We start from the raw sequence: 12,249 nt of genomic DNA, 5'->3' as shown, positions 1-12,249 counted from the left end.
TGTATTTGCATTGAAAAATTATCCACAGATCTCACTTTGCGGTGGATTGTGTCAAATGAAATTTTGTAAGCTCGAATTGCCGCCGCACCGTGGCGGAGGCCGCGAGCTTCATTGAGTTAGAGGGGACTATCCAATGGGGGATGCGCTGAAGCGTAGTAAGTTCGCGGCGAGCCTGGCCGCGCTGGCGTTGGGGCTAACGCTGGCCGGCTGTGGCGACACGGACGGCACCGATTCGGACGGTATGGCTACGGCTGCCGACGGTAGTGCGTCTTCCAGCACCAGTGAGACCGGTGCCGGGTCATCCGACTCGCCAGCTTCGACACCGGATCCGTCCGCCAGCGGCGACTGGTGGCCCGAGCAGCCGGACAAGATGGCTACCGGCCAGGAGTTCCCGAACAATTACGAACCGGCCACCCTCGAGCATCCCGCCCGCAACGTCCCCAAACCGGTGATGCCGGAAGAAGCTAAGCAGGAGACGGAGGCGGGGGCGCAGGCGTTTTTGGACTATTACGGTGATGCCACTTGGTACGCATTTCAATCCGGTGATACGGGTCTCGTACGTGAACTCTCGTCGGAAAATTGTGAGAGATGTTTGAGTGAGTTTGACGAAATCGATTCCGTTTACGGAAACGGCGATTGGTTTGTGGGAGGATCCGAGGCGGTTGAAGTCCATTCCGGAAGTTTTCTGCAGCGGTCAACCGGTGAGTATACGTTGCCGATCTCAGTGAATAGTACTGGGCTCAAGATCATCGAAAAAAATAAAGTCACCTTCGAGCAGGAACCATTTAATGAATCGGATTCCTTTGATGTAACTCTGGTCCGGGAAGGTGATTCTTGGATTTATGTTACAGCTTCACCGCGGGGCGAGTTGTGAAATTAGTGCGAAAGGTGTCGATTGGGGTTTGCCTCCTCCTGTGGGTTGTTGGGGGAGTATTAACCATGAGTGTACCTTCAGTCGCTGCAGAGTCAGCACGAGAAAATGGATTTACGTACGCTGGTCAATCTGGCCAAACAAAAGCCAGCGCCCGAGCTGACTCGATCAGGGTTGAAATGTCTCGGAATGGCTCCGGCGGTGAATTCAGGGTGAGTGTTGACAGGGGGGAGGATGTAGGGGGTTTAGGATCCGGTGGCCAAAGTTGGAATCCCGATAACGACCCTGACCATCAAAAAGCGTTAATGCACGAGCTGATGAGCGACGATGACTCGATCTTCTTTGACCCCACCAAGATGGACGCGGCGCTGACTCGAACCACTTACAGCCTGCAGGACCCATGCGCCGGGGAAGATGGTGGTGCTTTCGATGACTGTCGCCAAGAACAAGAATGCACGGTCGATGGTGGCGGTGAAGGCGTCAACATGGATGTGGTTGTTGGCCAAGCGGGCGAAAATGGCAGAGCCTCGCGCGGAACCCAAATGTGCGTGGCCAATACTGCTGCGGCAGAAGCAGATGATGAGGGTGTTATCCCGCTCCCCGTATTCACCCTGCAGGATTTCCAGCGCCTGAACGTTGCGCCCGCGTTATCGACTGTGGAACCAGCGCCGGACACTCTCAAAAACATGAACACCAATGTGTTCGCGGCCGCCGATGCCCAGGTGTTCCAAACCGAACTGGGTGGCTTTCCCGTTGCGGTGCGGGCGTATCCGACGCAGTACTCCTGGAACTATGGTGACGGGGCCACTCTTGGCCCCACGCCTCTGACGGGTGCTCCATTGTCGGAGGGCGACTGGGATATCCCCACGGACACCTCGCACGTCTATGCGGAAACCGGGGACTACAGCGTCACGTTGACCACCTACTTCTACGGCGAATACAACGTGGCGGGTACTGGCTGGCAGCCGGTTGCTGGATTCAACGAAGTGGCTTCCGCTCCCGTTCCGATCAGCGTGTGGAAAGCCACCGTCCGAAATGTTGCCGATGACTGCAACGAGAATCCCCGCAGCTTCGGCTGTCCCGGAACCAACTGATCAACGGGAGTTCAGTTGCTGCCGGACCCGTCAAGAATGGCCGGGGAAGTAGGGCGCCCTGCCCGTTTCATAACCCAGAGGCCGCATCGCTGAAGGCAGATGTGAGGAAACTGCAGTCCTCAAGTCTGATGTGAGGGAAGTGTCCAAAATCGAGGAGATTTGAACATTTCCATCACTTGAGACTTGGTGGCTGCAGTTTCCTCACATGAGGCCGTGCCCGGCGGGGAACCCGCTTAGATATCCCGCCTGGTCCGGCTGGTGATCTTGCTCCGCAGGGTCACCAGCAGCACGACCGCCAGCAAGCCGTAGAGCGTCAGCGCAATCGGACCCTGCACGAGTACGGAGGCATCGCCGTTGGCGCTGATCAAGGCATCGCGCAGGCTCGTCTCAGCCAGCGGCCCCAGCACCATGCCGATGATGAGCGGCGCCAGCGGGTAATCATACATACGCATCAAAAAGCCGACAATGCCCACGCCCAGTAGCAGGAGCAGGTCGAATGACGAGCCGGACGTCGCATAAATGCCCAGTCCACAGAACACCGTGATGCCGGCGTACAGGTAGTGGCGCGGAATCAGCAGGAGCTTGGCCCACACCATGGCGAACGGCAGGTTGATGATCAGCAGCACGATCATGGCGATGAAGAAGCTGGCCAACAGCGCCCACACCAAATCCGGAGCGCGTTCGAACAGCAACGGGCCCGGCTGCAGGCCATACTGGCGGAACGCCGCGAGCATGATGGCCGCGGTCGCGGAGATCGGCAGGCCCAGAGCGAGCAGGGCACCCATGGCCATGCCGGTCGTGGAGTTGCCGGCGGCCTCGGGGGCCGCCAAGCCTCGGATGGCGCCCTTACCGAACTGCGGGTCATGACGACGTCGATCCAGCTTGCGTTCCGCGCCATAAGCCAAGAACGTGGGGATCTCGGAACCGCCGGCGGGAATCACTCCGAAGGGGAGGCCGATGGCCGTGCCGCGCGCCCAAGCGGGTGCGGCTTCACGGAGTTCTTTCTTGCTCAACCACGGGCGACCCTTGGATCGGATCATCTGGCCTTCGCGCTTAAAACGCGCAATGGTCGCAAAGTAAATGACCTCGCCCAGGGCCAGCACCGCCACGGTCACGGTGACCAATGAGATGCCGTCAAAGAGGAACGGTGAGTCCATGGTGAAGCGTGGGACACCCGTGACGCCGTCGATACCCACCACCGCGATACCCAGACCGAAGGCCAATGACAGCAAGCCCTTGACCGCTGAATCCGTCACCACGGACGAGGTGGCCATGAACGCGAACAGTGCCAGGGCAAAGAACTCTGCGGGCCCGAACTGCGTGGAGAATTCCGCAAGGAACGGCGCCAGGAACACCACCACGCCGGAGGCAATGAAACCGCCCACGAACGCGCCGATGGCCGCGGTGGCCAGTGCCTGTGGGGCACGCCCGTTCAGGGCCATCTTGTGACCTTCGAACGTTGAGGCAATGGCGGACGCCTGCCCCGGAGTGTTCATCAGAATGCCCATGGTGGAGTCACCGAACAAGCCACCGAAGTACACGCCGGAGAACATGATGAACGCCGCTGTGGGTTCCAGGGCGAAGGTCACGGGCAGAAGGAGTGCCACGGCCATGGACGAACCCAGGCCGGGCATGACGCCCACGGCGGTGCCCAGGAAACATCCCAGGACCACCCAGAACAGGTTCTGCCAGGTGAGGGCTCCTGCGAAGCCCTCCATCAGTAAGGACAGAGTCTCCATTTAGAAGCCACCCCCAAGAAGTCCGGAGGGCAGCGAGAGCCCCAGTGCCATGTCGAATGCAATGTACGCAATGGAGCTCACCGTCAGTCCGACGATCAGTGAAACCAAAGGCTGTTTGGATCCGAACCCGCGGGCCACGCACCAGAACAGCAGCGCCGCTCCGAGGATCCACCCCAGAAATTCGAGAAGTAGGGAGAAGGCCAAGAACCCGCCGATGACCCAGATGAGCGAACGCCACGAAAAGGTGGCGGGAGCGGCGTCGTCGGTGTCGCCCAACGTGCCGCTGGACCAGTGGCGGACAACGGTGATGACTTGCACGGCCACCAAGACGTACATGACGCCCGTGATGATGGCCGGGAAGAAGCGCGGGCCGGGGAAGTCCACGGAATCCGGGACTTCCATCACTAGCATGCCCACGAGCAAATACGTGGCGAACGCGGCGAGTACCAGCGGCATGATGAGGGCGCGCAATAGGGAGCCGGCCGAGCGCGAACTTGGGCCGGAGGGAGGAGCGGGGTCCGCCCAGGGCGCGGGCGCCGAGGTTCCCGAAACCGATGCGTGACTCACAGTCCCAACTCCTTGTACAGGGCGGTGATGCGCTCGGTTTCGTCCTTGATGAACTGCGTGAGCTCGTCGCCGGTGATCACGTTCTCATTCCAGTTGTATCGCTTGATGGCTTCGCCCCATTCGGGAGTCTCGATCGTTTCCAGCACGATGTTCTCCAGCTCGTGTTTCTCGTCGTCGGTGATGCCGCCGGGAGCCACCAGGATGCGCCAGTTGGCCAGAGTCACGTCGTAGCCCTGATCGACGGTGGTCGGAATGTCGACACCCTCCACGGGTTCCTCGGCCACGATCGCGAGCGCGCGGAGTCGGCCGGATTCGATCTGGTCAATGGAATCCGGGTAGCCGCTGGCCGCCGCGGCCACGGTGCCGTTGAGCAGCGCCTGCGTAGACTCGCCGCCACCGTCCGAGGACACGTAAATCATGTCCGCCGGTTTGATGCCGCCGGCAATGGCCATTTCGGTGACCACCAGCTGGTCGAAAGAGCCGCCGCCGGTCCACGGGACATCGCCCGGGTTCTGCGACCAGGCCTTCATGAGGTCGTCAAGAGTTTTGTAGGGGGAGTTGGCGGGAACCACGATCACGTCGTACTCCTCGACCGTGACGGCCAGGGGGCTGACGTCGTCGTACGTGGTGGCGGAATCGTACTGAATGGTTGCGGCCAGCTGGCCGGTGCCGCCGACCATCAAGTTGTTCGCATCGCCGTCCAGAACGGATAAGTTACCCAGCGCAATGGTTCCGCCGGCGCCCGGCATGTTGACCACCTGCGTGTTGTTAATGATGTTGTTCGCCCGCTGCGCCTGCTGCATCTCGCGGGCAACGGTGTCCCAGCCGCCGCCGGCAGCGGCCGGAGCAATGATGGTCATGCTTGAGCGAAGGTTGCTGCCTCCGGAGGCGGACGTAATGGACCCGGTGACGGCAGTCCCAATGGCACCGGCCGCAATCAGCCCTCCGATCCCGTACGTGATGAACTGCCGGCGATTCGGCGGACGTTTCTCGACCAAGCGGGTCTCCTGAATCGAATGCACTGATGGCGGGCGGATTGGCCGCCCGGGGGCGACCTGAGGATTGTGACCTAGAGTACACATGAGCTCATCTGAGAAAGTAGTCAATCTCGGGAGTCGCGCAGGATGTCGGTAACACTAAGTTATATCGCTCCATGAGTTGCCCAAGTCCGTGGATCGAGGAGTAGTTTCCAGTAATGACCATCATCCTTGCCAGCGCAGACACCCCCGCCGGGCACGCCGCCCGAGACTTCGCGATTGACGAAGCCCGACGCCGCGGCGCGGACCTCATCGTGTTTCCCGTGGACGGCTCCACACCGGACATCTCCGATTTCGGCTATGACCGCGTCACCTTGGAAAACGCGGACGGTCGCAGCAAGGACGCCGTGGGGGACCTCATCGACGCCACCAACCGCTCCGAGGTCGAGGCCGTGATCGTGGGTGTGAAGCGCCGCAGCCCCGCGGGCAAGATCTTCCTGGGCTCATCCGCCCAGCAGATCATCCTGGAGGCCGCCGTACCGGTGATCTCCGTCAAACCCGCAACCTGAGTTTCCGCTGCTCGGCCGCACACCCACCCCCTACCCTGGACTGGTGCAGCCCGAACCCGAATCCCCAGCCACGGAACCCACAACAGCGCCCCGTGACACCCGGTCCCTGAACCGCCAGATCCTGGCGCTCGCGGTCCCTGCGTTCGGCGCGCTGATTGCGGAGCCGCTGTTCCTGCTGGCGGACTCGGCGATCATCGGCCACCTGGGCACCGCACAACTCGCGGGCGTGGGCATCTCCGCCACCGTGGTGCAGACCGTGGTCGGGCTCATGGTGTTCCTGGCTTACTCGACCACCCCCGCCGTAGCGCGACATCTCGGGGGCGGTCGACTCAAGCAAGCCCTTGAAGTCGGTCGCGACGGTCTCTGGACCGCGGCCGGTCTCGGTGTACTTCTCGCCACCGCGGGCATCCTCGCCGGCAGGCCCCTGCTGCAAGCGCTCGGTGCCCGGGGCGAGGTACTGGAGCACGCCACGTCGTACTTCGTGTGGTCCATGCCCGGGTTGCTGGCCATGCTCGTGGTGCTGGCCGCGATGGGCGTACTGCGCGGGCTGCAGGACACGAAAACCCCTCTGATCATTGCGGGCATCGGCGCGGCCGTGAACGCGGGACTGAACGTCGCGCTCGTCTACGGTGCGGATCTGGGCGTGGCCGGTGCGGCACTGGGTACGAGCATCACCCAGTGGGGGATGGCCATTGCCTATTTGATGCTGCTGGGCCGGCAATTTGCCCGTGAGAACGTGCGGCTGACCACCGGCTGGCGCGGGATTCGCGGGCACCTCACGGTGGGGTCCTGGCTCATGCTGCGCACCCTGTCGCTGCGCGCGGCGATCCTCGCGACCGTTGTGGTGGCAACGGCCCAGGGCGCGGAAAATCTGGCGGCGTACCAGCTGACCATGACCATCTTCAACTTCTTGGCGTACGCGCTCGATGCGCTCGCGATCGCAGCCCAGGCCCTGCTCGGAAGGGAGCTCGGCGCCCGTGATCTCGACCAGCGGACCGAGCGGGACGGCGTGCGCCACCTCATGCACCGGCTCATCCGTTGGGGGCTGGGATTCGGCGTGGTCACGGGCTTGGTGGTGGGGTCAGCGGGCCCGTATCTGGGGTTCCTGTTCACGCCGTCGGAGAGCGTGCAGTACCTGTTCGGGATCGCGCTGGTCGTGGTCGCGGTGGGCCAGCCCCTCGCGGCGTACGTGTTCGTGCTCGACGGCGTGCTGATCGGCGCCGGTGACGCCCGTTATTTGGCGCTGGCCGGCCTAATCAACATCGTGGTGTACGCACCGCTGTTGTGGGCGGTCATGCAGTTCGCCGGTGGCGGCGCGGCTGGAATGGCGTGGCTGTGGGTCGCATACGCGGGCGGGTACATCGGCGCCCGGGCGCTCACGCTGGGCTGGCGGATACGCAACGACCGGTGGATGTACGCCATGGCCTGACCACATGCCGATTTCGACCGACGACGACGCCGCTCGCGCCCTTCCTGCGGGCGTCATGCCCGTGAACCGACGGGCGAAACGAGTGGTGCACGTCTCTATTTATCCGGGTGAATCTACTATCCTTAAGGCATGAACAAAGACGTTCCCAACACCAAGTCCGCATCCGTCAACGGCCCCGTCTTGGTGGGCATTGACGGTTCCGAAATCGCATTGCGAGCCCTGGACCGCGCCACCGAGGAAGCACGCGTCCGTAACGTGGGCGTGCGCCTCATCGGAGCATTCCCGGTGGTCGGTGTGGGAGATCCCGGCCTGGAGCGTCGCTTCCGTGAAGCAGTGACCGCCGAGAACGACCAGAATCTCAAGGCCGCCCAGGACCGCGTGGCGCAAGCCGATGTCCCGGTAGACACCGTCAGCGGCGAGGGAGACGCCGCCAAAGCCATCATTGAGGCCGCCAAGGACTGCGGCCTGGTGGTCATGGGTAAGCGCGGTAAGGGCGGCGCGTTGCGAGGCCGCTTGGGTTCGGTGTCCGCAGCAGTGGCCGCGCACAGCCCGGTGCCCGTGATCGTGGTTCCCCCGCATGAAGAGGATGACAGCTCCGATGTGGAGTCGGCTCGCGAATCCGCCCACCACAAGGACGTTCACGTCTCCGATGAGGAGTCCCAGGGCGGCACCCGCACCCCGGCCTCCGAAATGGACTTCACGGGATCCGTGGTGGTCGGTGTGGACGCCGCGGGAGAGAAGAACCCGGCGGTGGCCCAGGCCATCGAGTACGCCAAGGCCCACGGTTCCACGCTGAGCCTCGTGTCCGTCAACGGTGCCCTGTCCGGTACCCCGGACTGGTTCCAGGACCAGTACAACCAGACCTACTACTTCGATGAGTCCGTGCGGAAGCTCAACCAGATCGCTCAGGATCTCACGGAGCAGAACCCGGATCTGAAGGTCACCCGTCACGGGTTCCTGGGTCGCCCCGGTCGCGTGCTGGTCCAGGCAACCCGCACCGCAGACCTCGTGGTGGTCGGCTCACGCGGCATTGGTGGCTTCACCGGCCTGCTGCTGGGTTCGGTCTCCCAGTCGGTGCTCGGCGCGACCGCCGGACCCGTGATGGTGGTCCCCAACGGCAAGTGAGCCTGAAACAGCATCCAATCACTACACACAGAAACAGGTGCGAAATAGATGTCACAACGAATCGTGGCGGCATACGACGGCTCCGACTACAGCGAACGCGCATTGGACTGGGCCATTCAGGAAGCCGCAGCTCAGGAGATCCCGCTGAAGATCGTGGTCTCCACAGGTCGCCCCGTGGGTGTGGATCAGTCCCTGTACGGCCCCTTCCTGGACGCGGTGCAGGAAGAATCCGAGAAGCTCACCCGCGCGGCAGTGGCCAAGGCCAAGGACGCCGGTGTACAGGTGCAAGGGATCATTGAGCGCGGTGACGCCGCCGGCGTGATCGTGTACGAAGCCAAGGATTCCTCCCTGGTGGTCATGGGTAAGCGCGGCCGTCACGGCGTGCGCGGCCGCGTGGGGTCCGTTTCCGCCGCGACCGCATCCCACTCGCCCGTGCCCGTGGTGATCCTGCCCGAGAGCTGGAATCCCGCTCAGCGCGAGTCCCGTTCCGAGGACGAGTCCTTCGAGGGCGCCGTGGTGGTGGGCGTGGACAAGCTCGGCGCCAAGAACAAAGCGGTGCACGTGGCCGCCGACTACGCCCGGGCACACGGGCTCACCCTGGCGGTGGTCAGCGTGGTTCCGACCACAAGCTACCTGCCCATGAACTCCTCCGAGTTGGAGCGCGCGGTGCAGGAGCAACTGCTGGCCCCGGCCAAGGAGCTCACCGACCAGGTCGCCGAGGAATTGCGCGCCAAGTACTCGGATCTGAATATCGTGACCCGCGTGCTGCAGGGACGTCCGGCGGATGCCCTGGTGGATGCTTCCCGCACCGCTGACCTCTTGGTCATGGGTTCGCGCGGTTACGGCGGATTCCGCGGTCTGCTCATGGGCTCGGTCTCCCAGTCCGTGCTCGCAGACACCGAGTCGCCGCTGATGATCGTGCCCAACCGCGAAAAGTAGGCAACGTAGCGCGCGGCAGGCCCCGTGCGACGTCGGCGTCCCGTCCTCCACCGGCGGGGCGCCGTTCTCATGCCGCGGGTTGATCCGTTGAGCGCTATGCGGTGCCTATTGTGGTGTCAGTCGCACCCAAGGAGGTATCATGCTCACCCTGACGAGCCCCCGTCCCGGCCGCGTCCTGCGCTGGGTCGTCCTCGCCCTCATTGCGCTTCTCGCGACGGTGTCACTGGTGGTGTGGTCCGCCGACGCCGCCCGGGCCGCCCAGGTGCCTCCGCGTCCGGATTCCGGGGCGGTGCTGGACCAGGCCGACATCCTCTCCGACGCTGATGAGCAGCGGCTCAACGATCAGATCGGCCAGCTCAACGGGGAGAACGACCACGTTCGCGTTGCGATCCTGACCGTCGACGGGGTGGACGGGGATTTCGAGGACTTCACCCGCCAAACCGCCACCGAGTGGGGCGTGGGTGATGCGGGGAAGAACAACGGTGTGCTGATTGCCGCGGACATGGATGAGCGAGAGCTGCGCATCGAAGTGGCCGACGGCGCGCGCCAGGTGCTCTCGGATGACACCGCGGAAGTCATCATGGAGGACCACCTGGAGCCCGGTTTCCGGGATGAACAGTACGCCCAGGCCTTCACCCGGACCGTGGATGCGGTGTACGGCCAAGCGAACCCGGAGTCTGCGGCCCAGGCCGCCGCGGACCGCGAGCGCAAGGGGAACATTGTCACCGCGGTGCTCCTCGGCATTGCCGGGCTGGTGGTGGCCGTGGTGCTCGGGTCGCTCGTGTGGTGGCGCGGGGACCAGAAGAAGATCCGTGAGCAGGCGGATCGTGAGATCGCGCGGTATCAGCGCGAGCACCCGGACGAGGAGATTTCGGACAAGGTCCGCAAGAGGTACTACACGTACCGTTCCAATCACCGCAAACCGCCCAAGGAGGGCAAGGAGCAGCCCAAAGCCAAGGACCAGGACGGGGTGGAGCGGGATGTGCAGTACGCCTCCACGTTCCAGAGCTGGCTGCCGCTCTACATCATGTACCCGGCCATCTACAGCGGCACCAACCACTCAATCGCATCGAGCGGTTCATCGGGCTCGGCCGGCTCGTCCTTCGGCGGCGGCGGGGGCTTCAGCGGAGGCGGGGCCTCGGGCAGCTTTTGACTGGATTTCGCATTGAGCGCGGGTGCGCCTGACATCTGGGGCGCAGCTTCGCACGGGCCAACAATTGGCAGAGGTCCGCAGCGTTTGACGTTCAAACGCTGCGAACCTCTGCCATATTCGTCAGGCGGCCGACGCTTCCACGGACCGCCGCGTGCGAACCAACCCCAACAGCTCCTCGTGCACCGTGGTGTCCCCGGTGAGCTCGGGGTGGAAACTGATGCCCAGGATGTTGCCCTGCCGCACCGCCACCACTGCATCGCGGTACCGGGCCAGCACCTCCATGCGTTCACCCACTCGGGTCACCGCGGGCGCGCGGATGAACGCTACGCGGACGACGTCGCTCGGGGTGTTCGCGGCGTCGGCGGTCGGCCCCAATGCATCAGCCGCAGCACGGTCACCCACGTCATTGCGACCGGATGCAGCCCCGGATCCCGCCCACTCCAGCGCAACCTCGGCGGAGTCGACCTGCGAGCCGAACGCGTTTCGGGCCACGGTCACGTCCAGAACTCCCAGCGATTGCTGGCCGGGTGCCGGGTCCTCGATCTGTGTTGCGAGCATGATGAGCCCCGCGCACGTACCCAGCACGGGCAGCCCGGCGGAAATGACCTGCCGCAGCGGATCGAACAACCCGAACGTGCGGCACAGTCGATCCATGGTGGAGGACTCACCCCCGGGGAGGACGAGCGCGTCGATGACCGCAGCGCCGTCGTCCCCGAGAACATCCGAGGCGGACCGGACGCGGACCGCGCGAACACCCAGCGACTCGAGTATCGCCAGGTGTTCGGCCACCCCGCCTTGCAGTGCGAGAACGCCGACGACCGGTTGGGTCACCAGCCGCGCTCCGCGAGCCGGTGCGGAGCGGCCAGGTCGGCCACGTTGATGCCGACCATGGCTTCGCCCAGGCCGCGGGAGGCTTCGGCGATGCGGGCGGGATCGTCGTAGTAGGCGGTTGCGGCCACGATGGCGCGAGCGCGCTCGGCCGGGTTGCCGGACTTGAAGATACCGGAACCCACGAACACGCCGTCCGCGCCGAGCTGCATCATCATGGCGGCGTCCGCGGGAGTGGCAATGCCGCCGGCGGTGAACAGCACCACGGGGAGTTTGCCGGTGCGGGCCACCTCGACCACCAGTTCGTACGGGGCGGACAGTTCCTTGGCCTTCACGTAGAGGGCGTCGGGGGTGGAGTTGTAGAGGCCCTGCAGCTCGGCGATCTGCGAGCGGATGGTGCGGATGTGGCGGGTGGCCTCGGAGACGTCGCCGGTGCCGGCTTCACCCTTGGAACGGATCATGGCCGCGCCCTCGGTGATCCGGCGCAGGGCCTCACCCAGGTTGGTGGCCCCGCACACGAACGGCACGGTGAAGCGGTGCTTGTCGATGTGGTTGGCGAAGTCAGCGGGGGAGAGCACCTCGGACTCGTCGATGTAGTCGACCTTCAGGTGCTCCAGGATCTGCGCCTCCACGAAGTGGCCGATGCGCGCCTTGGCCATCACCGGAATGGACACGGTGTCGATGATCTGCTCGATCAAGTCCGGGTCACTCATGCGGGCCACGCCACCCTGAGCGCGGATATCCGCCGGCACGCGTTCGAGGGCCATGACGGCCACGGCTCCCGAGTCTTCGGCGATCTTGGCCTGCTCGGCGGTGACCACGTCCATGATCACACCGCCCTTGAGCATGTCGGCCAGCCCGCTCTTGACCAGCTTGGATCCGGTCACGGGAGTCTTGTTGTCAGCGGGAGATTGCACGGTTTGCGTCATACGTACCATGCTGCGCGTCAAAGTGGTTC

At 64.0% G+C, this 12,249-nt stretch carries 12 protein-coding genes; 7 read left to right on the top strand and 5 right to left on the bottom strand.

The annotated features are described in order from the left end of the window. The first annotated feature begins 133 nt into the window (after positions 1 to 133). Both ABEA06_RS04390 and ABEA06_RS04385 read left to right on the top strand, forming a co-directional pair. Positions 134 to 874 (top strand): DUF6318 family protein, encoded by a 741-nt coding sequence (locus ABEA06_RS04390; protein ID WP_345310690.1) that lies wholly within the window; start codon positions 134 to 136, stop codon positions 872 to 874. 302 nt (positions 875 to 1,176) lie between these two features. Continuing rightward, on the top strand, positions 1,177 to 1,965 hold the full coding sequence (locus tag ABEA06_RS04385) for a PKD domain-containing protein (protein WP_345310689.1): 789 nt from the start codon (positions 1,177 to 1,179) through the stop codon (positions 1,963 to 1,965). A 233-nt stretch (positions 1,966 to 2,198) separates the two neighbouring features. Here ABEA06_RS04385 and ABEA06_RS04380 read toward each other — a convergent pair whose 3' ends face one another. The 3 genes from ABEA06_RS04380 to ABEA06_RS04370 are packed head-to-tail and all read right to left on the bottom strand — an operon-like array spanning position 2,199 to position 5,269. Then, the gene (locus tag ABEA06_RS04380; protein WP_345310688.1) at positions 2,199 to 3,704 is read right to left on the bottom strand and encodes a tripartite tricarboxylate transporter permease; all 1,506 of its coding nucleotides are present in this window, start codon (positions 3,702 to 3,704) and stop codon (positions 2,199 to 2,201) included. After that, entirely contained in the window at positions 3,705 to 4,271 is a 567-nt protein-coding gene (locus ABEA06_RS04375) for a tripartite tricarboxylate transporter TctB family protein (RefSeq protein ID WP_345310687.1), read from the bottom strand. Next, on the bottom strand, positions 4,268 to 5,269 hold the full coding sequence (locus tag ABEA06_RS04370; protein WP_345310686.1) for a tripartite tricarboxylate transporter substrate binding protein: 1,002 nt from the start codon (positions 5,267 to 5,269) through the stop codon (positions 4,268 to 4,270). Before ABEA06_RS04370 ends, ABEA06_RS04375 begins: the two co-directional genes overlap by 4 nt. 197 nt (positions 5,270 to 5,466) lie before the next feature. Here ABEA06_RS04370 and ABEA06_RS04365 point away from each other — a divergent pair, with 197 nt between their 5' ends. From ABEA06_RS04365 to ABEA06_RS04345, 5 genes are all read left to right on the top strand, one after another. Further along, positions 5,467 to 5,817 (top strand): universal stress protein, encoded by a 351-nt coding sequence (locus ABEA06_RS04365; protein ID WP_345310685.1) that lies wholly within the window; start codon positions 5,467 to 5,469, stop codon positions 5,815 to 5,817. 43 nt (positions 5,818 to 5,860) lie between these two features. Next, positions 5,861 to 7,246, top strand: a complete 1,386-nt coding sequence (locus tag ABEA06_RS04360) for an MATE family efflux transporter (protein WP_425559492.1) — start codon at positions 5,861 to 5,863, stop codon at positions 7,244 to 7,246. 129 nt (positions 7,247 to 7,375) lie between these two features. Then, positions 7,376 to 8,371 carry a universal stress protein gene (locus tag ABEA06_RS04355; protein WP_345310684.1) on the top strand — a complete coding sequence of 332 codons (996 nt, stop codon included), beginning with the start codon at positions 7,376 to 7,378 and terminating at the stop codon, positions 8,369 to 8,371. A gap of 48 nt (positions 8,372 to 8,419) precedes the next feature. Beyond that, positions 8,420 to 9,310 (top strand): universal stress protein, encoded by an 891-nt coding sequence (locus tag ABEA06_RS04350; RefSeq protein ID WP_303383690.1) that lies wholly within the window; start codon positions 8,420 to 8,422, stop codon positions 9,308 to 9,310. A gap of 139 nt (positions 9,311 to 9,449) precedes the next feature. Then, on the top strand, positions 9,450 to 10,463 hold the full coding sequence (locus ABEA06_RS04345) for a TPM domain-containing protein (RefSeq protein WP_345310683.1): 1,014 nt from the start codon (positions 9,450 to 9,452) through the stop codon (positions 10,461 to 10,463). 120 nt (positions 10,464 to 10,583) lie between these two features. On the opposite strand, the gene pdxT is transcribed toward ABEA06_RS04345, so the two are convergent. Then, the gene (gene pdxT / locus ABEA06_RS04340; RefSeq protein ID WP_345310682.1) at positions 10,584 to 11,294 is read right to left on the bottom strand and encodes a pyridoxal 5'-phosphate synthase glutaminase subunit PdxT; all 711 of its coding nucleotides are present in this window, start codon (positions 11,292 to 11,294) and stop codon (positions 10,584 to 10,586) included. Further along, positions 11,291 to 12,220 (bottom strand): pyridoxal 5'-phosphate synthase lyase subunit PdxS, encoded by a 930-nt coding sequence (gene pdxS / locus ABEA06_RS04335; protein WP_312396439.1) that lies wholly within the window; start codon positions 12,218 to 12,220, stop codon positions 11,291 to 11,293. Before pdxS ends, pdxT begins: the two co-directional genes overlap by 4 nt. Positions 12,221 to 12,249 lie beyond the last annotated feature (29 nt).

This window comes from Kocuria gwangalliensis (assembly GCF_039544365.1).
Classification (GTDB): domain Bacteria; phylum Actinomycetota; class Actinomycetes; order Actinomycetales; family Micrococcaceae; genus Kocuria; species Kocuria gwangalliensis.
This window is presented reverse-complemented; position numbering and strand designations above follow the sequence as displayed.

Coding starts and splice junctions, on each gene's coding strand:
- ABEA06_RS04390 (WP_345310690.1), top strand. CDS start 134: ATGGGGGATGCGCTGAAGCGTAGTAAGTTCGCGGCGAGCCTGGCCGCG.
- ABEA06_RS04385 (WP_345310689.1), top strand. CDS start 1,177: ATGCACGAGCTGATGAGCGACGATGACTCGATCTTCTTTGACCCCACC.
- ABEA06_RS04380 (WP_345310688.1), bottom strand. CDS start 3,704: ATGGAGACTCTGTCCTTACTGATGGAGGGCTTCGCAGGAGCCCTCACC.
- ABEA06_RS04365 (WP_345310685.1), top strand. CDS start 5,467: ATGACCATCATCCTTGCCAGCGCAGACACCCCCGCCGGGCACGCCGCC.
- ABEA06_RS04355 (WP_345310684.1), top strand. CDS start 7,376: ATGAACAAAGACGTTCCCAACACCAAGTCCGCATCCGTCAACGGCCCC.
- ABEA06_RS04350 (WP_303383690.1), top strand. CDS start 8,420: ATGTCACAACGAATCGTGGCGGCATACGACGGCTCCGACTACAGCGAA.
- ABEA06_RS04345 (WP_345310683.1), top strand. CDS start 9,450: ATGCTCACCCTGACGAGCCCCCGTCCCGGCCGCGTCCTGCGCTGGGTC.
- pdxS (WP_312396439.1), bottom strand. CDS start 12,220: ATGACGCAAACCGTGCAATCTCCCGCTGACAACAAGACTCCCGTGACC.